Annotated in this window: 14 protein-coding genes and 1 pseudogene; 6 read left to right on the forward strand and 9 right to left on the reverse strand. The window is 72.3% G+C overall.

Going from position 1 to position 20,582, the window contains the following annotated elements:
• Window positions 1–112: 112 nt before the first annotated feature.
• Entirely contained in the window at window positions 113–1,876 is a 1,764-nt protein-coding gene (gene aspS / locus ACZ41I_RS32805) for an aspartate--tRNA ligase (RefSeq protein WP_468320996.1), read from the forward strand.
• 14 nt (window positions 1,877–1,890) lie between these two features.
• On the opposite strand, the gene ACZ41I_RS32810 is transcribed toward aspS, so the two are convergent.
• Entirely contained in the window at window positions 1,891–2,598 is a 708-nt protein-coding gene (locus ACZ41I_RS32810) for a nucleotidyl transferase AbiEii/AbiGii toxin family protein (RefSeq protein WP_399766486.1), read from the reverse strand.
• Window positions 2,599–2,691: 93 nt separating this feature from the next.
• Here ACZ41I_RS32810 and ACZ41I_RS32815 point away from each other — a divergent pair, with 93 nt between their 5' ends.
• Both ACZ41I_RS32815 and ACZ41I_RS32820 read left to right on the forward strand, forming a co-directional pair.
• Entirely contained in the window at window positions 2,692–3,039 is a 348-nt protein-coding gene (locus ACZ41I_RS32815; protein ID WP_468320992.1) for a DoxX family protein, read from the forward strand.
• A 262-nt stretch (window positions 3,040–3,301) separates the two neighbouring features.
• Window positions 3,302–4,663, forward strand: coding sequence for an FG-GAP and VCBS repeat-containing protein (locus ACZ41I_RS32820; RefSeq protein ID WP_399766480.1), 1,362 nt, complete (start codon window positions 3,302–3,304; stop codon window positions 4,661–4,663).
• A gap of 74 nt (window positions 4,664–4,737) precedes the next feature.
• Here ACZ41I_RS32820 and metG read toward each other — a convergent pair whose 3' ends face one another.
• The 6 genes from metG to ACZ41I_RS32850 form a co-directional block, all read right to left on the reverse strand.
• Window positions 4,738–6,450 (reverse strand): methionine--tRNA ligase, encoded by a 1,713-nt coding sequence (gene metG / locus ACZ41I_RS32825; protein ID WP_468515762.1) that lies wholly within the window; start codon window positions 6,448–6,450, stop codon window positions 4,738–4,740.
• A 132-nt stretch (window positions 6,451–6,582) separates the two neighbouring features.
• Window positions 6,583–8,304 (reverse strand): VWA domain-containing protein, encoded by a 1,722-nt coding sequence (locus ACZ41I_RS32830; protein WP_468515763.1) that lies wholly within the window; start codon window positions 8,302–8,304, stop codon window positions 6,583–6,585.
• A 71-nt stretch (window positions 8,305–8,375) separates the two neighbouring features.
• Complete coding sequence (locus ACZ41I_RS32835; RefSeq protein ID WP_363218195.1) at window positions 8,376–10,319, reverse strand: FUSC family protein; 1,944 nt, start codon at window positions 10,317–10,319, stop codon at window positions 8,376–8,378.
• A 37-nt stretch (window positions 10,320–10,356) separates the two neighbouring features.
• A complete protein-coding gene (locus ACZ41I_RS32840; protein WP_468515764.1) occupies window positions 10,357–11,313 on the reverse strand; it encodes an endonuclease/exonuclease/phosphatase family protein in 957 nt (318 codons plus the stop codon).
• A gap of 123 nt (window positions 11,314–11,436) precedes the next feature.
• Window positions 11,437–12,375: a hypothetical protein gene (locus tag ACZ41I_RS32845; RefSeq protein WP_468515765.1), complete on the reverse strand. Its 939-nt coding sequence runs from the start codon at window positions 12,373–12,375 to the stop codon at window positions 11,437–11,439.
• Window positions 12,376–12,627: 252 nt separating this feature from the next.
• Complete coding sequence (locus tag ACZ41I_RS32850) at window positions 12,628–13,107, reverse strand: hypothetical protein (RefSeq protein WP_468320977.1); 480 nt, start codon at window positions 13,105–13,107, stop codon at window positions 12,628–12,630.
• Between the two features lie 349 nt (window positions 13,108–13,456).
• On the opposite strand from ACZ41I_RS32850, the pseudogene ACZ41I_RS32855 reads away from it, so the two are divergent.
• Window positions 13,457–14,020, forward strand: a pseudogene (locus ACZ41I_RS32855) (PP2C family protein-serine/threonine phosphatase); the annotation flags it as partial.
• A 97-nt stretch (window positions 14,021–14,117) separates the two neighbouring features.
• Complete coding sequence (locus tag ACZ41I_RS32860; protein WP_468320974.1) at window positions 14,118–15,344, forward strand: hypothetical protein; 1,227 nt, start codon at window positions 14,118–14,120, stop codon at window positions 15,342–15,344.
• 87 nt (window positions 15,345–15,431) lie between these two features.
• Here ACZ41I_RS32860 and ACZ41I_RS32865 read toward each other — a convergent pair whose 3' ends face one another.
• Complete coding sequence (locus ACZ41I_RS32865) at window positions 15,432–16,673, reverse strand: amidohydrolase (RefSeq protein ID WP_468515766.1); 1,242 nt, start codon at window positions 16,671–16,673, stop codon at window positions 15,432–15,434.
• A gap of 813 nt (window positions 16,674–17,486) precedes the next feature.
• Between ACZ41I_RS32865 and ACZ41I_RS32870 the strand changes: the two genes are divergently transcribed.
• Complete coding sequence (locus ACZ41I_RS32870) at window positions 17,487–18,830, forward strand: helix-turn-helix domain-containing protein (protein WP_399766459.1); 1,344 nt, start codon at window positions 17,487–17,489, stop codon at window positions 18,828–18,830.
• 17 nt (window positions 18,831–18,847) lie between these two features.
• Here ACZ41I_RS32870 and ACZ41I_RS32875 read toward each other — a convergent pair whose 3' ends face one another.
• Entirely contained in the window at window positions 18,848–20,500 is a 1,653-nt protein-coding gene (locus tag ACZ41I_RS32875; protein WP_468515767.1) for an RCC1 domain-containing protein, read from the reverse strand.
• Between the last annotated feature and the right edge of the window lie 82 nt (window positions 20,501–20,582).

Consider the following 20,582-nt stretch of genomic DNA (forward strand, 5'->3'; position numbering starts at 1 on the left):
GGGGAGCCGATCTTGGGGTGCCCGGTACCCTTGATGGGTCCGGGCCCCGTGCCCGTTCTCGCGGGGGAGAGCACGCCCCGCAGACCTCACACACGAAGGACGATGAACGACGATGCATCGGTACAGGTCCCACACCTGCGGCCAGCTCCGCGCCTCTGACGTCGGCACCGACGTCCGGCTGAGTGGCTGGCTGCACAATCGGCGCGACCTGGGTGGCATCCTCTTCATCGATCTGCGCGACCACTACGGCATCACGCAGCTGGTCGCCCGCCCCGGCACGCCCGCCTACGAGGCCCTGGACAAGATCTCCAAGGAGTCCACGGTCCGCATCGACGGCCGCGTTGTTTCACGTGGAACCGAGAACGTGAACCCCGATCTGCCGACCGGTGAGATCGAGGTCGAGGTGGCCGAGGTCGAGCTGCTCGGCGCCGCCGCGCCGCTGCCGTTCACCATCAACGCCGAGGACGGGGTCAACGAGGAGCGGCGCCTGGAGTACCGCTTCCTGGACCTGCGCCGCGAGCGCATGCACCGCAACATCATGCTGCGTACGCAGGTCATCTCGGCGATCCGGCACAAGATGGCCGCGATGGGCTTCAACGAGATGGCGACGCCGATCCTGTCGGCCACGTCCCCCGAGGGCGCGCGCGACTTCGTGGTCCCCTCCCGCCTCCACCCCGGCAAGTTCTACGCGCTGCCGCAGGCCCCGCAGCAGTTCAAGCAGCTGCTGATGATCTCCGGCTTCGACCGCTACTTCCAGATCGCGCCCTGCTTCCGCGACGAGGACGCCCGCGCCGACCGCTCGCCCGGCGAGTTCTACCAGCTCGACGTCGAGATGAGCTTCGTCGAGCAGGAGGACGTCTTCCAGCCGATCGAGAAGCTCATGACCGAGCTGTTCGAGGAGTTCGGCGGCGGCCGGCACGTCACCTCCCCCTTCCCGCGGATCCCGTTCCGCGAGGCGATGCTCAAGTACGGCTCCGACAAGCCGGACCTGCGCGCCAAGCTGGAGCTGGTGGACATCACCGACGTCTTCGAGGGCTCGGAGTTCAAGGCCTTCGCCGGCAAGCACGTGCGTGCGCTGCCGGTGCCGGCCGTGCAGGACCAGCCGCGCAAGTTCTTCGACCAGCTCGGCGAGTTCGCGATCTCGCTCGGCGCGAAGGGCCTGGCGTGGGTCCGTGTCGGGGAGGACGGTTCCCTCTCCGGCCCGATCGCGAAGTTCCTCACCGAGGAGAACGTCGCCGAGCTGACCAAGCGCCTGTCGCTGGCCCCCGGCCACGCGGTCTTCTTCGGCGCGGGCGAGTTCGACGAGGTCTCGAAGATCATGGGCGCGGTCCGCGTCGAGGCCGCCAAGCGCGCCGGCCACTTCGAGGAGGGCGTCTTCCGCTTCTGCTGGATCGTCGACTTCCCGATGTACGAGAAGGACGAGGAGACCGGCGCGATCGACTTCTCGCACAACCCCTTCTCCATGCCGCAGGGCGGCCTGGAGGCCCTGGAGACCCAGGACCCGCTGGACATCCTGGGCTGGCAGTACGACATCGTCTGCAACGGTGTCGAGCTGTCCTCCGGCGCGATCCGGAACCACGAGCCGGAGATCATGCTCAAGGCCTTCGAGATCGCGGGCTACGACCGCGAGACCGTCGAGGAGAAGTTCGCCGGCATGCTCCGCGCCTTCCGCTTCGGCGCCCCGCCGCACGGCGGCATCGCCCCGGGCGTGGACCGTATCGTGATGCTCCTCGCGGACGAGCCCAACATCCGCGAGACGATCGCCTTCCCGCTCAACGGCAACGCCCAGGACCTGATGATGGGCGCCCCCACCGAGCTGGAGGAGGCCCGCCTGCGCGAGCTGCACCTGAACATCAGGAAGCCGCAGCCGAAGTAGTACGGCGCCGTTCGTCAGTCCCCCGCATCGGGGCCGGACTCCGTGTCCGGCTCGATGTCGGGGGACGCGCCGTCTTCCAGGAGGCGCTCGGCGATGTCGTCGGACCAGCGCTGGGCCCAGACGCGCAGGGCCACGACCTGTTCCTCCGTCAGCCCGTACCGGAGGAAGTCCACGTCGGAATAGAAGTCCGTGCCCGTCAGCCGGGACTGCAGGGTCGGCAGGTCGAACGGGTCATGGGCGTGCCGGCGGCCCAGTGCCTCCAGGCCGGGCAGCGAGAACCGGGCCGCGGCGGCCCGCGCATCGATCAGATCGACCGCCGCGCCCCGGTCGTACAACGCCCGGATCTTCGTACCCACGGCGTCCTCCAGGGAGAGGGCCGGGCCGTACTCGGTCAGCTCCGGCGGCTGCCAGAAGGCCTCCTTGTGCAGGGCCAGGGCGCAGGGTTCGCCGGTCGGCGGGTCGGTGACGGTCAGCTGCGCGGTGAGCGCGGCGACGGCACCCGCCCGCACCTGCCGGCCGCGGGCCTCCAGGGTGGCGCCGACGGCGGCGGCGATCCGGTCCATGCCCTCGGAACTCTCCGTGGCGAAGTCGAGATTGCCGTGCGGACGCCGCACCAGGCCGTGCGCCTGCAGGGCGTATCCACCGGCGAGCACCAGTCCGTACGGGCCGCTCGCGGTGACGACGTCGGCGAGGAGCCGGTGGTGGGGTTCGGGGACGTTCAAGATTTTTCCGGGTTTCTGTCACACGGGCGCGGGCTGGGGGTTCAGAGAGGTGTCCGGAGTTTTCGACCGCTCGATGCTCGATGGGAGCCTCTCATGCGTACCGCCCAGATCATCGTCACCCTGCTCGCCGCGCTGATGGCCGGTTTCTCCGGTGCGGTGCTGCTGCTGCGGGCCCAGTGGATCGTGAAGGCGCTCACCGACTACGCGGTGCCGCAGAGCTGGTGGACCCTGCTCGGCGTGGCCAAGACCGCCGGGGCCGTCGGGCTGGTGGCCGGGCTGTTCGTGCCGGTGATCGGCGTGGCGGCCGGGATCGGGCTGGTGCTCTACTTCCTCGGGGCCGCCGTCACCGTGGCCCGCGCCCGCTGGTACTCCCACATCCCGTTCCCCCTCGTCTACGCGGCCCCCGTCGTCGGCGCGCTCGTCCTCGGGCGCGCCGCCTGAAGAATCCGGGAGGAGTCGTAAGCAGGTTCAGCACCCCTTGAGGACTCCTCCGTGGCAGCTCCCTCCCACTGCCGGTCACTCCGCAAGCGCCGCACCCTCGTCGTGGCCGCCGCCGTCGTGGCCGCCGGCGTCGGTGCCGGTGCGCTCGTGATGAACGCGAACGCCGGGACGACAGGCGACCTGTACAACCGTGCGGGTCTCTGGGGAGTCTCCTCGACGCAGCGATGTGATCAAGAAGAACAGCAGGGGAACGGACGTTTACATGCGCAGAGTTCGTACAGTCGCGGCGCTCGCCACCGCCACGCTCGTCTCGGCGGGCAGTGTGGTGCTCGGCGCCGGCGGCCCCGCCGTCGCGGCCGGCTCCACGGCCACGACGGCCTCCGCCGCGGGGAAGACGGCGGACTTCAACAAGGACGGGTACGGCGACCTGGCCGTGTCCGCGCACGGCTGCGTCGTGGTGATGTACGGCACCGCGACCGGTCTCACCGCCTCCCGGCACCAGACCGTCGGCCACTGCACCGGCCCGAACGAGCCCTGGGGCTTCGGCCTCTCGATGACCACGGGGGACCTGGACGGCGACGGCTACGACGACCTCGTGGCCTTCGATGACGCGACCTCGGCCGTGACGGTCGACTGGGGCGGCCCCACCGGCCTGTCCTCCCGCACACAGCTCGCGGTCAAGGCGAACGTGCCGATCCCGATGGTCGCGGCCGACTTCGACGGCGACGGCAAGGACGACCTGGTCGTCAGCGACTCCTATTGGCACACCGAGCTGCTCCGGGGACCCTTCACCCGGGACGGCGCGAACGCCTCGACCAGCCCCGTCGACAACAAGATCAACTCCGGCCGCCTGGTCGCCGGGGACGTGAACGGTGACCATGTGGCCGATCTGCTGTCCGTGGGCAGGAACGGCGGCGACTCCGCCGACGCCAGCCTGGTGCTCGGCTCCAAGAGCGGCTTCGGCCCCGCCAAGGTCTTCTCCACCAAGGTCAACTCCGGCTCCATCGCCGACGTCGACGGCGACGGATACGGGGACGTGGTTCTCGGTGCCGGGCTGGAGGGCTACCAGCCGGCGGGCGTCGTGGGCGGCTCCATCGTCGTCCGGTACGGCAGCGCCGGCGGGATCAGCACCACCCGCCCCGCGGTGCGCATCAGCCAGGACACCACGGGCGTGCCCGGAGCCGGCGAGAAGTACGACCGGTTCGGCTTCAACGTCGACACCGGGGACGTCAACGGCGACGGCTACGCCGATGTGGCGATCGGTGTGGAGCAGGAGAGCATCTCGGGAGTCAGCACCACGGGTGCGGTGACCGTGCTGCGCGGCTCCGCCAAGGGCCTGACCGCCACCGGCGCGGTGTCCTGGCACCAGAACACCGCCGGTGTGGCGGGTGTCGACGAGGCATACGACAGGTGGGGGCAGCAGGTCTCCCTCGCCGACATGAACGGCGACGGCCGCAGCGAACTCGTCGTCGGCACGGACTCCGAGAACATCTACGAGGGCAACCTCTGGTACTTCAAGTCGGGCAGCGCCGGCCTGACGACCAGCGGCTCCGTCTCCGTCGGCCCCCGGACGTTCGGGCTCACGCCCGAGCAGCAGTACTTCGCGCGGACCGTGGCCAAGTGAGCGGACGGTAGCGGCAAGGGCAAGGCCCCGGCGCACCGTGCGCCGGGGCCTTGCCCGTGTTGTCCGTGCGGGGCTCAGGCGCCCTCGCCGCCGAAGCGCTCCTTGTACGCCGCCAGGTCCTCGTCCGTGAGCTTGGCGAACAGCACCGGCGGGACCGTGAAGGGGGTGCCGGCGGGGACGGCGGTGAGGGACTTCGCCTCGTCGGGGGTGACCCAGACGGCGGTGTCCTGCTGGAGGGAGAAGGCCTGGCGCATGGCGGCGGACGTGGCCGGGATCAGCGGCTCCGAGACCACCGCGTACAGGTGGATCAGGTTCATCGCCGTGCGCAGGGTGAGGGCTGCGGCGTCCTTGTCGGTCTTGATCTGCAGCCAGGGGGCCTTCTCCTCCAGGTAGGAGTTGCCGGCCGACCACAGGGCGCGCAGGGCCGCGGCGGCCTTGCGGAACTGCAGCGCCTCCATGTGCTCCTCGTACTCGGCGAGCAGCCGGGCGATCTCCTCGCCGAGGCGGGTCTCCGCCTCGCCCGCCTCGCCGCCGGCCGGGACCTCGTCGCCGAAGCGCTTCTTCGAGAAGGACAGCACACGGTTGACGAAGTTGCCGAGCGTGTCGGCGAGGTCCTTGTTGACCGTGGCGGTGAAGTGCTCCCAGGTGAAGGACGAGTCGTCCGACTCCGGGGCGTTGGCGATCAGGAAGTAGCGCCAGTAGTCGGCGGGCAGGATGTCCAGGGCCTGGTCGGTGAAGACGCCCCGCTTCTGCGAGGTGGAGAACTTCCCGCCGTAGTACGTCAGCCAGTTGAAGGCCTTGACGTAGTCGACCATCTTCCAGGGCTCGCGGATGCCGAGTTCCGTCGCCGGGAACATCACCGTGTGGAAGGGGACGTTGTCCTTGGCCATGAACTCGGTGTACCGGACGTCGTCCGCCTCGTACCACCAGGACTTCCAGTCCCGGTTCTCCGGGTCCTGGTCGGCCCACTCCTTCGTCGCGCCGATGTACTCGATCGGGGCGTCGAACCAGACGTAGAACACCTTGCCCTCGGCCGCCAGCTCCGGCCAGGTGTCGGCCGGGACCGGGACACCCCAGTCCAGGTCACGGGTGATCGCACGGTCGTGCAGGCCCTCGGTCAGCCACTTGTGGGCGATGGAGGAGGCCAGCTGCGGCCAGTCCTTGTCGTGCCGGGCGACCCACTCGCGGACCTCGTTCTCCAGCTTCGACTGGAGCAGGAAGAGGTGCTTGGTCTCCCTCACTTCGAGATCCGTGCTGCCCGAGATCGCCGAGCGGGGGTTGATCAGATCCGTCGGGTCCAGGACGCGGGTGCAGTTCTCGCACTGGTCGCCGCGGGCCTTGTCGTAGCCGCAGTGCGGGCAGGTGCCCTCGACGTAGCGGTCCGGGAGGAAACGGCCGTCGGTGGGGCTGTACACCTGACGGATGGCCCGCTCCTCGATGAAGCCGTTCTCGTTCAGCTTGCGGGCGAAGTGCTGGGTGATCTCGCGGTTCTCGGGGCTGGAGCTGCGGCCGAAGTAGTCGAACGCGAGCGCGAAGCCGTCGTAGACCGCCTTCTGCGCGTCGTGCGCCTGGGCGCAGAACTCGTCGACCGGCAGGCCCTGCTCCTTGGCGGCCAGCTCGGCCGGGGTGCCGTGCTCGTCGGTCGCGCAGATGTACAGGACGTCGTGGCCGCGCTGGCGGAGGTACCGGGCGTACACGTCGGCCGGGAGCATGGACCCCACCATGTTGCCCAGGTGCTTGATCCCGTTGATGTACGGAAGGGCGCTGGTGATGAGGTGTCGAGCCATCGTGGCTGCTCCCAGGTCGCGTTTTCTGCGGTTTCGAACCTTGAAATCGTAGCCGACAGGGGTGGGCCGCCCGCTTCCCGTTTTGCAGGGCGGGAAGGGGCGGCCCGAGGGGTTGCACGCGGTGACCGTCCGTTACGGGCGCCAGGTGGCGAGTACGCCCTCGTACAGTTCCGTGTCCGTCAGCTCACGGGGGGTGGGGCCCGCGTGGAAGAAGGACGTGTTGCCGGTCTTCAGCTTGCGGGCGTAGTCGAAGGCCTTGTTGTCGTGGTCTCCGAAGGCGACGAAGGAGAAGAAGACGGCGGGGTGTGTCTGCGCCGCCTCGGTGAGGGCCTGGGTCGCGGGGGTCTTCGCGTCCGGGGCGCCGTCGGTCTGGAAGACGACGAGGGCGGGGGTGCCGCTCTCGTGGTTCTTCGTGTAGTGGGTGAGTACGGCTTCCACGGCGGCGTGGTAGCTGGTACGGCCCATGCGGCCGAGGCCGGCGTGGACGTCGTCGATCTTGGTCTCGTGGTCCGGGGTGAGGGTGAGGTCGGTGGTGCCGTCGACCTCCGTGGAGAAGAAGACGACGTGGACCGTGGCCTCGGGGTCCAGGTGGGCGGCGAGGGCGAGCGTCTGGTCGGCGAGGGCCTGGGCGGAACCGTCCTTGTAGTACGGGCGCATGCTCGCGGAGCGGTCCAGCACGAGGTAGAGCTTCGCTCGGGTGCCGGTGAGGTCGGTCTTCTTGAGGGTGGCTGTGGCGGCCTTGTAGGCGGTGGTGAGGGAGGGGGTGCGGGACTTGACCTTGGTGAGGGGGGTGGCGGGGGTCTTCTTGCCGGCCTCGGCGGGTGTGTCCTCCCCCTCGGCTTCGCCTTCGGCGGGGCTGTCGTTCCCACCCGCACCACCCGTGCGGCTCTCGTCGTCGGCTGCCGGTGGCCCCTGTGGGGCACCCTCGCCGTCGGCGGCCCGCGGTTCACCCACCTCCTCGGCCTCTGCCCCGGTACGGCCCTCGGCCTCCGGTCCGCCATCGTGCTCGGCCTGCGGCGCCGCCTGATCCTCAGAGGCCGCGTGCTCCTCCGGCTCCGCCTGGTTCTCCGGCTCGGCCTGGTTCTCCGGGTCGGCCTGGTTCTCCGGGTCGGCCTGCTCCTCAGGCGCGGCCTGCTTCTCGGCCTTCGGTTCGGCGCTGTCCTCGGTCGACTGACCGACCTGCGGCGCAGCCGCCTCCTCAGCGTCCGGCGTCTCGTCGGCCGGCGTCGTGGTCTCGGCCGTCTGCGTGGTCTCCGGCTCGGTGCTTTCCCCGGCGGGGGCCTCCTGGACCGGTGCCTCGGCCCGAGCCTTCTCGTCGGCCTGAGCCGTCTCGTCGGCCGGCGTCGCGGTCTCGGCCGTCTTCGTGGTCTCCCGCTCGGCGCCTTCCTCGGTGGCCGCCTCTTGGACCGGCTGAGCCGGTGCCTCGGCCTTGGCCTCCGCCTTCTCCTCCAGGTCGGCGTTCTCCTCGGCCCCCGCCTTCTCCTCGGCCTCCGCCTTTTGCTCCGTCGGCGTCCCGGTCTCGGGCGTGTGTCCGGGCTCCGGCTCGGTGCTGGGCTCGGTGGGCTGCTGTGCGAGGGGCTGCTCGGGGTTTGCCGGTTCTGAGGGGTGGGGGACCTGGATGCGGTCGAAGGCGGCCGACACCAGGTCGTGTTCGTCGGAGGGCGAGCGGCGGGGCTCGGGGACGGTGGGCGTCGGCTCGTGCCGCTCGGGGGTCGGTGTGGTGGGGGCGGCCTGCGAGGTCGGTGCGGGGGGCGTGGGCTGTTGGGACGGCAGGCGGTCCGCACCCTCTGCCTCGGCGGCGCGTGCCTTGCGTGAGCGGCCGAATGCGTTCCGCAGGAGAGTGAGAATGCCCATGTGCGCAACCCTTCATGAGGTGATGCCCGTCGATCCCTGGCCAGGACGGACACGTAAGGTTAGCGAAGCGGTCAACGGGGGGAAGCGAGCGACCGGGCCGCCGCAACCTCCTGCCGGAGGGGTTCCAGGACACTGTCCGCCGGCCCGGTGAGGTCCGTGCGGACCGGTGTCAGGGTTTCCGCGTCCCGTACCCCCTCGGACAGCTCCCGCAACTGCAGGGAGATCTGGGCGATCTCGGCCGCGGACGGGGGCGGCGCCCCGTGCCTGACGCGGACGCGGGCCGCTGTGGTCGCGTCGACGATACGTTCCACGGCCACGACCAGCGGCCACCACGCGGCGGCGCGTCGGCCGGTCGGCGGCGGTTCCGTCAGGGCCCGCTGGAACTCCGTACGGATCACCGACAGGTCGCGGTAGAGGCGACGGCGCATACGGGCCCTGGCGGAGGGGTCGTCGGCCGGGGCGAAGGCCGCCTCCAGATACGCCGCCGTGTCCGCCACCGCGTCGGCCAGGCGGTCGCCGACCCGCGTGCGCCAGCTCTCCGGCCAGAGCAGGTAGCCGGCGGTCAGGGCGATGGCGCAGCCCAGCAGCGAGTCCGTCAGGCGGGGCAGCAGCAGCGCCGTGCCCTGGTGGTTCAGGATGTCCGACAGGAGGAGGATCACCGGGGTGATCGCCATCGTCTGGTGGCCGTAGCCGCGCGGGGTCAGCGCCGGGATCAGCGGGGCCAGGAGCAGCATCGCCGGGACGTCCCACCAGCCGAGCGGGACCTCGGCCAGCACCACCGCCGCGATCACCAGGCCCGCCACCGTGCCGAGGGCGCGCAGCAGGGCGCGGGAGAAGACCGAGCCGAAGTCGGGCTTCAGGACGAAGGTGATCGTCAGGGCCACCCAGTAGGAGCGGGGCACGGGGATCAACGACACCAGGGCCTGGGCGATGCCGATGCAGACCGCGAGGCGCAGGCCGTAGCGCCAGGAGTTGGCCGACAGTACGACGTTGCGGGCTGCTCTCGCCGTGCGGATGCCCAGCGCCGCGGGGCGGCCCAGGCGGTCGTCGATGCCCCGGGGGTCGACGTCGGGGGCCGTCACCACCTCGGCCGCGTGGCGCAGGGCGTGGTCCACCGCGCGTGCCGTCTCCGACACGGGTTGCGGGAGGTCGAGGGCTATCGGGCCCGTGTAGCCGGTTTCGACGGCCTGCGCCAGGTGGTGGAGCGACTCCGGGACCCGCGGCGGCAGGGGGCGGCCGGCCAGGTGGGCCGCGGGGGCGGCCTCCACCACGGGTGTGATGGCGTTCAACTGGGCGAGCAGGCGGGTGAGTTCGCGGCTGCGGCCGTGCTGGCGGGCGCGCCGGGCCAGGATCAGGTCGTAGGACTGGTTGAGGGACTGGGTGACGGCGCGGCGGGCGTCGTCGTACTCCTCGGTGCGGTCCGTGCCGGCCACGGCGAGGAGTGCGGCGGCCGTGCGGTAGGCGGCCGCCACCGCCGCGCGTTCGGGGACGCCGGAGCGCAACGGCCAGGCCAGCAGGGCCAGGAGGAGGACCAGCAGGCCGCCGCCGGTCATCAGGGCCGGGGCCAGCCACCAGGGGTGGGGCAGGGGCAGGCCCGCTCCGACCACGCAGTTCAGCAGCAGGAGCAGGCCGGAGACCGAGGCCACCGCGCCGATCGTGGAGATCATGCCGGACAGCAGCGCGATGCCGGTGACGGCCGCGACCGCGTACCAGCCGTGGCCGTACACCAGGGTGCCCAGTGTCACGCCGACCGCGCCGAAGAGCTGCGGGACGGCGATGTTGAGGATGCGCATCCGGTAGGCGTCGGCGGTGTCGCCGATGACGCCGGACAGGGCGCCCATGGAGGCGAGGGCGCCGTACGCCGGGTATCCGGTGGCCTGGCCGATCGCGAGGGGGAGGGCCATGGCGACGGCGGCGCGGGCCACGGCGGCCTTGTTGAGGGGAGCCTGCTGGGGGCGGAGGTTCCGGACCAGCCAGTCGGGAGGGGTGAGGCCGATGGGGAACTCGCGCGACATGTCGCCATTATCGCCGGTCCGCTGCCGGCCCCCGGAGTCATCCGCGCTGGTGGAGGGTGAGATCCACGACGAGGGCGCGGTGGTCGGTGCCGGCCACGCGCAGGAAGCGGGCGTCGGTCGCGGTGAAGTCCGGGGAGAGCAGGACGTGGTCGATCTGGGCGCCGATGACGGAGGCGGTGCGCGCGGGCCAGCTGACGGCGCGGTCGTGTCCGGCGAGGCGGGCGGCGTCGGTCAGACCGGTGTCGAGGATGCGGCGGAAGGCGGCGTGGTCCTGGGTGGCGTTGAAGTCGCCGGCGAGGATGGTGGGCGTGCGGGTGCCGGCCGCTGCGAAGGCGCGCAGCCGGCCCAGTTCGCGGTGCCACAGACCGACCTGGCGGGGCAGCGGCGGCATGGGGTGGGCGAGTTGGAGGCGCACGGCGTGCCCGCGTACGTCGGCGACGGCGCCGGGCATGCCCATCGTGCCGCGCACGCCCGCGGTGGGCCGCAGCGGGAAGCGGCTGAGGACGAGGGAGCCGTGCGAGCCGGCCGCGCGGACCGCCCGCCGGTACGGGTAGCCGGTCCCGAAGTCGTCTTCCAGGGCGGCCTGGCAGGCGTACTCGCACTCCTCGACGAAGACGACGTCCGGACGCAGGCGGCGGATCCATGGGACCAGGGCGGGGGTGCCGCGCCCGAACTCGACGTTGGAGGTCAGCACGCGCAGGGTGGCGAGCGGCGGGCCGTCGGGCTCGGTGACCTTGCCGTACGGCTCCTGGTACCAGGCGAGCAGGCCGAGCACGGCGACCCCGCACACCAGGCCCGGCCACCAGCGGGCGAGCAGTGCGCACAGCAGGGCGAAGCCGGTCGGCACGAGCAGCCAGGGCAGGAAGGCGAGCAGCTGGGGTACGGGGGTGACACCGTCGGTGTCGGCGGCCCGGCAGCCGACCACCGCGCCGACTCCGGCCAGCAGCAGTGCGCAGCACCAGGCGCCGAGCCTGCGTCCGGGGCGTCGGTCCACGGGCCGAGCCTACGGCGGGCCGTCCGCCCGCGCCATGAACTTCCCGGGGCCGGAGAGGACAACTGGGCGCCGTCGTCCACCGGTTGTGGATACCGGACGGGACCTGTGGGTGAATCGCCCAGGTCATCTACAGGTTGTGGACACCGGCGGGGCCGGTGCCGCAGCGGGCGGGTCCGGTGCGGGCCGGTGCCGCACCGGGTGGACCGGGCGCAGACAGCGGGTCAGCCATGCGGTGAGGGCCACCGTGAGGCCCAGCACGAGCAGGAGCCAGGAGACCGTGCGCAGGGTGCCGGTGAGCGCGTCGTAGACGGCGCCGACGGCCGGGTGGGACACGCCTTCGGGCAGGCCGGCGAGGGTGAGGCTGCGGCCCACGGCCAGGGCCAGGGCGAGCAGTCCGCCGCCCAGGGCCGTGCCCAGCGCGGTCGCGGCGACGGCGCGGCGGCGGTGGACGGCCAGGGCGATTCCGGTGGCGGCGAAGGCGAGGACCGCCACCGGGAGCCAGAAACCGGTGACTTCGAGCACGTGGAACCCCTTCCGGAGGGAGGCCAGTCGTTCGGCCGGGAGCACGGGGACCGCGATGTGCTCCACCGGGATGCGTGCGGCGAGCGGCACATGGTCCCGGGTCAGCTGACGCTTCACCTGGTCGGTGACGGGAGCGAGGTCGACGGTGACCGGACGCCCGGCCGCGTCGCCGTCACCGTTGTCGCGCAGGGCGCGCAGCACCGCGTCGTGGGTGACCCGATTACCGGTGTCCCAGGCCAGCTGGAAGGCCTCGGTCTGGGTGAAGGAGCGCACCGCGTCGTGCACGAACGGGCGGACGGAGCCGCGTACCGGCCGGACGTCCAGGTGCTGGTCGACCGCGCGCAGGATGTCGTCACCGACCGTGTCCGCGACGGCCTCGCGCACGTCCGGGTCGGTGGCGAGCGGCGCCATCGTGGCGACGTACCGGCCCGTGTCGGCGAGCCCGTACGCCGCCCAGGCCGCCAGCGCGCCGAACGGCACGAGGAGGCAGGACAGGGCGAGCAGTACGGCCGACAGGGCGCTCCTGAGACGTGGGGGCACGCTTCCAGACAACGGCCCGCAGGGCGCGCACGCGAGCGGAGCGCCTGCGTTCGGGCGACGGCCCGCGCTCTCGATCGCGCTCTCCGGTGGAGGGTTCACCCGAACGGGTGTTTCCTGGGGGAAGGAGGTCCTTCCGGTTCGTGCAGCCGGAACGTGACGGGCGGGTGAGGGAAGAGGGGAACAGGGGAGTGCGCGGGCCCCGGCCGACCGGCCGGGGCCCACGCACTCACCGTCACGGTCGGCTCCGTGTGTTCAGCGGACGCGGCGCCCGAACGCGTCCTCGCGGGTGTAGTACCGGTAGAAGAAGGTGGCGAAGGTGCATCCCGCGACGAGCAGCGACATCAGCACGGTCCGCCACACCGAGTGCGGTGTCTGGATGTAGAGGAAACCGAACGCGACACCGGTGAACGCCGTCCACAGCAGCGCGTGCACTTCCCGCGGCATCCGCGGGGCCAGCGTCAGCAGGGCCATGCACACCACCGCGAACACCAGCGCGCTGACCCACCCGAGCAGCAGGTTCCCTCCCGTGATGCCGCCGCCCTGGCGGGCGTCGGCCGCGACCCAGTAGCCGTAGAGGAGGCCCAGCACGACCGGGACGGCGACGTGGGCGATGCGATGGGTACGCGCGTCGAAGACATCGGGCGGACGGGCGCGCACATCGGCCCGTTCCCCGATCTCCGGCCTGCCGCCGGGGCGGGACGTACCGCCGGGCGCGGGTGCCGCTTGAGCCATGAGAGCACTCCTCTCTCCTCGCCCCCGCCTTCCAGGGCACACCTGGCAGCAGGGCCCGGCAAGTCGGCCAGGGGGCGACGGGTGCCCGGATGCGGGCGGTTCTCTCCCGTGTTTCGCTGAGAGACGCGAGAGACATGGAGGCCTGCCCGCCGTGACGGAGATGGAGTACGGGGTGCGGCGCCGGCTGCAGCGCCTGCACGGCCGGAACGTCCCCTGGATGCCGCCCCTGCTGCTGCTCGTCGGCATCGTGGCCCGACCGGTACCGGGCCATGGGGTGGCTTCGGGGGTGCGGCTGTGCAAGGAGCGGCAGACCCCTGCACATCCAGGACATCGCCGAGACCACCCGGGCGGCTACCACGAGAAGGATCTCGCGACCGTCGCCGAACGCCTGGAGACCCGGATGCGGCGGCACCGCTCGCACACCTGTGCACTGGGCCGGGACGACGGCGGCCGCTTCGCCACCGCCGTGCTGGTCGGCTTCCCCGAGCACGTCCCCGACGCCGTCGACATGGTCGACTTCGGCCATGAGTCCCCGCCGGCCGTCGGCCCGCGGGGGATCCGCGAGCTGCCGAGCGGCGACGGGCTGCCGCTCGGCTTCGGCGACCTGGCGGAAGGGCTGCCGCCCGTGCGCCGGGTGCCGTTGGCCGCCGACGAGACCCTGCTGCTGGTCACCGACGGCGTGACCGAGGCCCGCGACCGGGCGGACGACTTCTATCCGCCGGCCCGGGACATCGCCCGCGCGGTCGCCGCCGACCAGCACGACACCGATCCCCGGCGCCTGGTCCTCCGGGTCCGCGACGGCGTCCTGCGGCACAGCGGCGGCCGGCTGGTCGACGACACCACCGTGTTCGCCGTACGGCGGATACGGCAGGCGCAGGGCGAAGACCCCGAACTGGGACGTTTGCGGTCCTGAGGCGCGGGTTTGCAGCCGCAGCGGTTACGGTGCTGGCGGAAGAGCCGATCAGGACCGACAGGGGCTACAGGAGCTCAGGGGCTACAGGGGAGGACCGATGCCCGGAACCGTGCTGCTGCTCGCGGCCTCGCCGGTGGGCCGGGGGCGCCTGGTGGACGCGGCCGGTGTGCTGCCGGTGCTGGCCGCCGTGGCGCCCGCCGTGCTGTCCGGCACCGACACCGCCAACGTGGTCGAACTCGCCGACCCGCTGGAGCCGCAGGCCGTCCTGACCCGGCTGCGCGCCGCCGCGGCCGCGCCGGGGCCGCTGACCGTGTACATCGCCGGCCAGCTGCAGCTGGACCGCCGGCAGCGGCTGCCGCATCTGGCGCTGGCGCGCACCACCGCGGCGACCGTCCGCTACACGGGGCTGCCGTGGCACTGGATCCGGGAGGAGCTGCGGTTGCGCTCCGCTGTGGACACGGGGCTTGTGGTGGACCTGCATGCGGACGGGGAAGCCTGGCAGTACGTCGCCGAGCGGGGGTTGGACTGCGGGCCCAACAGCGCTGTTTACGGTCGTGTAGTGGCGGCGGGCGGGCGGCGGGGGGTGGGCGAGCCGGCGTACATGAAGGCGGTGGCGACGCTGTTGAGGAGCGGTTACCGGCCGCCGCTGGGGCAGTTGCATGAGCAGGCGCTGGCCCGGGTCGGTGACTCCGGTGCGGGCCGGGGGCTGGTGCTCGCCGTCGCCGGGGGCCACGCCCCCGGACACCCGTTCTCCCACCTGCCCACCCGCCCCGGCAGCCCGCAAGCCCGGACCACCCCTCCGCCCGGCCCCGACCACAGCCCGGGCCTGCCCGGCCCCGAGCCGAACCACCACGCCGCCCTGGTCCCCGAGCCGAACACCCGCATCGGCATCGGCAGCACCCAAGACCCCCACGCCCTCATCAGCGCCGCCGTTCAGGCCGGGCGGCATGCTGATGCCGATGTGCTTGCCGCCCGGCATGAGCAGTTCGCCGTTCGGGATCACGGGCCCGTCTCCGACGAGGCGCTGCACTGGGCCGAAGTCCGCGCGGATCTGGCGATGTTCGCGGGGGACGCGGTGCGCAGTTGCCGGGCCTGGCTGGCGGTCGGCCGTACCCGGCTGAGCGCGGGGCAGGCGGTGGACTCGCCTGCCGTGGAGGCCGCCGTGGACCGGGCCCACCACCAGTGGGGGCGGATCACGGACGCGGTGGCGGCCCGTGAACTCGGCCCTGCCCTCGCCGAGTTGAGGCTACGGGTGCCGGGCCGCAGAAGCGGCGCGCTGGAGAACGTCCAGCAGCATCTGCGCCAGCTTCAGGCAGCTCCATAGCCCCGCCGGCTCAGCCGCGCCACCGTAGCCGCCACCGTAGCCGCCGCCTCAGCCCGCCACCGTAGCCCCGCCGCCTCAGATCCGAGCTCACGCCGCCGACAGCATGGCCAGGGCCCCGGAGACGAGGGTGCGGACGCCGGGGACGATCGTGGAGAGGTCGGGTGCGAAGTGCGGGCTGTGGTTGCTCGGCACGGCCGCGAACTTCTCCGGCAGCGTATTGCCGGGGGCCTGCTCCCAGACCTCGGCGGGGGTGGTGGTGACGAACCAGTACGAGTACGGGATCGAGCCGAGTGCCAGCTCGGGGAAGTCCTCGCTGCCCATCGCGGGGCCCGGGTCGAACACCGTGCCCGCGCCGAAGACCTCCGCGTGCACGGCGGCCACAGCGGCGTCGGTGGCCGCGTCGTTCACGGTCACCGGGAAGGTGTTGCCGACGGTCACCTCGGGCTCGCGCGGGCAGCCGGCGGCCAGGCACTCGCCGTGCGCGATGCGCCGGATCGCGGCCAGCATCCGGGTGCGCACCTCCTCCGACTGCGTACGCAGGTTCAGGGAGATGCGGGCCTCGGAGGGGATGATGTTGTGCCGGGTGCCCGCCTCGATGCGGCCCACCGTGAGCACGGCGGGTTCGCGGGCGGCCAACTCCCGGGAGACGACGGTCTGGAGCCGGGTGACCAGGTAGGCGGCCGTCACCACCGGGTCGACCGTCGCCTCGGGGCGCGAGCCGTGCCCGCCCCGGCCGTGCACGACGATGTCCACATCCGTCGCCGCCGACATGATGAGGCCGGGTGCGTGCGGGTACAGGCCCGCCAGGCCGGGCGCGGCATGCTGCCCGAGCAGCACGTCCGGCCGGCCGAACCGCTCGTACAGCCCGTCCGCGACCACGCGCGCCGCGCCCTGCCCGTTCTCCTCGGCGGGCTGGCCGACGAGCAGCAGCGTGCCGTTCCAGGTGTCCCTCCCGGCCGCCAGTGCCGCCGCGGCCCCGGCCAGCCAGGTGACGTGCAGGTCGTGCCCGCAGGCGTGCATCACACCGTCCGCCGTCGAGGCGTACGGCAGCCCGGTCTCCTCCGTGACCGGCAGCGCGTCCATGTCGGCCCGCAGCAGCACGGTCGGGCCGTCGCCGTTGCGCAGCCGGCCCACGACGCCGGTGCCGCCGACCCCCTCCGTCGTCTCGTACCCGGCCTTCGCCAGCCGCGCGGCCAGTGTCCCGGCGGTGCGGTGCTCGCGCAGGGACAGCTCGGGGTGGCGGTGCAGGTCGCGGTAGAGGTCCTCCAGGTCCGTCACCGGGAGGCCGGAGGTCAGGTCCAGGGCGGTGCGGGCGGCGGGAGACGTCACGGGGCCAGCGTATGCGGGCCGGCCGCACGTGAGCTCCCCAAGGGGATCATTTCCGGCCCCGCGGGGACGCCGCCGGTGAACGGCTGCCGTCACTCGCCGTCGTCCAGGCTGTGCACGTGCCTGCGGGGCCGATCCCGCCACCCGGCACGGCTGTGGGACACAGCCCGCCGCCGTGCCCGCACCACGCTCGACCTCCCCCGGGGGCCCGGTGCTGACGGCCGCCCTCGGACCCGGTGGGCGCCCTGCGGCGGCGACCCGCCGGCCCCTCGGCACCCCGCCGACCCCACCCGGGCGACGGCGTCGAGTCCCTGGCCCTTTTCGTCCGACGGCACGACCCCGTACGCGGGCAGCCCGCACGTCCCGCTCCAGCGGTACGCCGTCGATCCCGGGCGGGCGGTCGAGCGGGCCGGCGGCCGCGCGGGCACCGGTCCGGCGCCGGAGCCAGTGGCGGACGTACGTGCCGGACGCGCCCTGCCCGGCGGGTCCGCGAGATCAGCCGGAGTCTCCCCGGGGCGCTCCGTCGTCATCTTCGTTCAGCGGCGGGAGCGGCATGCTGGGTCCGGACGCCCGGCGCGGTGTCCGACGCCCGTGCCGGGCCCGCGTTCGCCGCGAGGAGCAGGGTCGCCGTGGCGATCACAGCGGCGGCTATGGCCCTGCGTGCGGTGGTGTTTCCGTAAGGTGCGGATGTACGTCCGGGCACGGCGACCTCGCAACACGACAGCGACGCATTAAGCAGACTTAATCCGCCGTTTAACCTAGGGGCTGCACGGGCCCAACGGCAAGGGCCTCCAGGCGAGTTGGGAGTACGCGGTGATGCGGGAACGGGACGACCCGGCGGTCATCGGGCGGCGCGTACAACAGCTGCGCACCGAGCGCGGGCTGACCCAGCGGCAGCTGGCGGAACCTGCCTACACGCCCGCCTACATCTCCACCCTGGAGGCGGGCCGGGTGCGGGCCTCCGACGAGGCGCTGCGGCACATCGCCGGCCGGCTTGGCGTGGCCTTCGAGGAGCTGGCCGTCGGCCGGCCCGCCCACCTCGCCACCGGCCTGAGGCTGCGGCTCACCGAGGCCCAGCGGGTCCTCGCCGACGGCAGGGCCGAGGAGGCCGCCGTCCAGTACACGGCGCTGTGCGCGGAGGCGGAGACCCACGGGCTGGGCGCCGAGCAGGCCACCGCACTGCTGGGACTCGGCGAATGCGCGCTGGAGACGGGGGAGCTGACGCGGGCGCGGGAGTTCTTCGAACGTGCCGAGGCGCATCTCGCGGACCAGTCCCTCCCGATGCGCGTACCGGCCGTCCGCGGCCGTGCGGTCGCCCACTACCTGGCCGGTGAACTCCGGTACGCCGTCTACCTCCTGGAGTCGGCCCTCGACGAACTGAACCGGAGCGGCCTGCACGACCCCGACGCCCTGCTCCTGCTCTACGCCGGCGTCATCGGCCCGTACATGGACATGGGCGCGCACGCCCGCGCCGCCCAGGCCGCCGAGTTCGCCCTCGCGCTCGCGCCGCGGGCCGCCGACCCCGCGCTGATCGCCCGGATGCACCGCTCGGTGGCCCGCACCCTGATCGCCGAGGGCCGGGTCGCCGAGGCCGACGCCTCCCTCGCCAAGGCCGCCGAGCTCTACCGCCAGCTGCAGCTGCGCACCGAGCTGGCCAACTGCCACTGGATGCGCGGATACGTCTGTGCGCAGAACGGCGAACTGGAGCGTGCCGAAGCGGAGTTGCGTCAGGCGCACACCATGCTCGCGCAGAGCCGGGCCGCCCTCTACCGCAGCCAGGCCGCCGTCGAACTGGCCGACGTACTGCACCGCCGCGGCAAGTCCGCCGAGGCCGCCGGACTCCTCCAGGGCGTCCTCGGCGACTTCTCCTCCGAACGGGGCGCGGTGCACGCCGCCGCGGCCCACCGCCTGCTCGGCATCATCGCCGAGGACGCCCGGGACACCGAGGCCGCCGAGGAGCACTACGTCCGCGCGCTCAGCCTCCTGGAACGCGCGGGCGCCGCCGGCGACCTGGCCGACCTGTGCCGCCTCCTCGGCGACCTGCTCCGCCGCACGGGCCGGGTGGAGGCGGCACTGGACGCGTATCGCACGGGCCTGGGCCACCGCACGGCCCCGGGCACGACGACCCTGGGTCCGGCGCCGGCACAGCCGCCGCTGTGACCCCGGATGCGGGCTCGTCAGCTCACCGGGGTCTCGATGGTCACGGAGTTGTTGCTCTGGACGGGGTCGGGCGTGCTGGTGGTCACGTTCGCCGTGTTGGTCACGGTGGTGTTCCGGTTCGCCCTGACGGTGACCACGATCTGAGTGGTGCTGCTCGCGCTGTTCGCGAGACTGCCGAGCGAACACCGCACACTGTCCGTCGACCCCACCGGCGGCGCCTGGCAGCTTCCCTGGCTGGGCGTGACGCTGACGAACCGGGCGTTGGAGGGGAGGTCGTCCGTCACCACGACGTTGTCGGCGGTGTTCGGCCCGTGGTTGCTCACCGTGAGGGTGTAGGTCAGATTGCGGTTGGGCCGGACAGGCTCCGGGATCGCGCTCTTGGCGATGGCCACGTCGGCGGAGGGCCGGACGATGGCGAGACTGTGCTCGGCGCCTGCGCCGACGGCGGTGACGTTGGTCAGGAACTGGGTGCAGGGCGCGCTTTGACCCGGAGCGCAGACCCGCTGGGGTGTGCTGCGGATGGTGGCATTGCCGCCGTCACCGAGCTGACCGAAGGAGTCGTCCCCCCAGGCGCGGACCGTTCCGTCGTTCAGGAGTGCCAGGTTGTGGTCACCGTCGTGTGCGGAGAGGGACTGCACCGTGCTGAGGCCGATCACCTGGACCGGGGTGTTGCTCCTGACGGTCGTGCCGTTGCCGAGCTGACCGAAGGCGTTGTTTCCCCAGGCACGGACCGTGCCGTCGGTCAGCAGTGCCGCGCTGTGGAGGCGCCCTGCGGAGACGGACTGCACATTGGTGAGGCCGCTCACCTGGACCGGAACGCTGCTGTCGGTGAAGGTGCCGTCGCCGAGCTGGCCGTCGAAGTTGCCGCCCCAGCTGCGGGCGGTGCCGTCGGTCAGCGCCGCCAGACTGTGGAAGCCGCCTGCGGCGACGGACTGGACGTTGGTGAGGCCGGTCACCGTGACGGGGACATTGCTGTTGGTGGTCGTACCGTCGCCGAGCGCACCGCGGATGTTCTCCCCCCAGCTGCGGGCGGTGCCGTTGTTGAGGGACACCAGGCTGTGGGCGGCGCCGGCGGAGATGGACTGCACGCCGCCCACGCTGAGCAGCTGAATCGGGACGTTGCTGTCCGTATTGGTGCCGTTGCCGAGCTGGCCTTCGTCGTTGCCTCCCCAGACGAAGACGCGACCGTCGCGGTTCAGCGCGAGGCTGTGGCGGCCGCCTGCGGAGACGGCGACGATGCCGGTGAGGAACTGGCTGCAGGGAGCGGTCTGGCCGGGCGCACACACCTGCACGGGGGTGGAGCTGTCGGTGGTCGTGCCATTGCCGAGCTGACCGCGGAAATTGCTGCCCCAGGCGAGGACGGTGCCGTCGGAGCGGAGGGCCAGGCTGTGTGCTCCGCCCCCGGAGACGGCGATGACGTGGTCGAGCTGTGAGGAGCAGGAGGCAGAGCCGCAGACGCGGTTCGGGATGGGTTCGTTGTTGGTTACGGTGCCTTGGCCGAGCTGGCCGGACTGGTTGATTCCCCAGGAGACCACGGCGCCGGGTACGTCCGATCTCCCGTTGTCGGCGTGTGCTGTGCTCAGCCATGCCCCCGGGAAGAGCCCCAGCATCGCCGCCGTGCAGACGGCTGCGATGCGTGCTCCCCAGGACGAGCCACGGAGCGTTCTCATAATGACCCTCTCGTGCGGATTCTTGGCCCGTACACTCACGAGCCGCCCTATTCTCGGCGCATCATTTGGGCAAAGATCCGCA

It is taken from the genome of Streptomyces sp. NPDC030799, assembly GCF_055572255.1.

Bases quoted from the DNA above. Each gene is read 5' to 3' on its own strand.
- aspS (WP_468320996.1), top strand. From the start codon at position 113: ATGCATCGGTACAGGTCCCACACCTGCGGCCAGCTCCGCGCCTCTGAC.
- ACZ41I_RS32815 (WP_468320992.1), top strand. From the start codon at position 2,692: ATGCGTACCGCCCAGATCATCGTCACCCTGCTCGCCGCGCTGATGGCC.
- ACZ41I_RS32820 (WP_399766480.1), top strand. From the start codon at position 3,302: ATGCGCAGAGTTCGTACAGTCGCGGCGCTCGCCACCGCCACGCTCGTC.
- metG (WP_468515762.1), bottom strand. From the start codon at position 6,450: ATGGCTCGACACCTCATCACCAGCGCCCTTCCGTACATCAACGGGATC.
- ACZ41I_RS32830 (WP_468515763.1), bottom strand. From the start codon at position 8,304: ATGGGCATTCTCACTCTCCTGCGGAACGCATTCGGCCGCTCACGCAAG.
- ACZ41I_RS32835 (WP_363218195.1), bottom strand. From the start codon at position 10,319: ATGTCGCGCGAGTTCCCCATCGGCCTCACCCCTCCCGACTGGCTGGTC.
- ACZ41I_RS32850 (WP_468320977.1), bottom strand. From the start codon at position 13,107: ATGGCTCAAGCGGCACCCGCGCCCGGCGGTACGTCCCGCCCCGGCGGC.
- ACZ41I_RS32860 (WP_468320974.1), top strand. From the start codon at position 14,118: ATGCCCGGAACCGTGCTGCTGCTCGCGGCCTCGCCGGTGGGCCGGGGG.
- ACZ41I_RS32870 (WP_399766459.1), top strand. From the start codon at position 17,487: ATGCGGGAACGGGACGACCCGGCGGTCATCGGGCGGCGCGTACAACAG.
- ACZ41I_RS32875 (WP_468515767.1), bottom strand. From the start codon at position 20,500: ATGAGAACGCTCCGTGGCTCGTCCTGGGGAGCACGCATCGCAGCCGTC.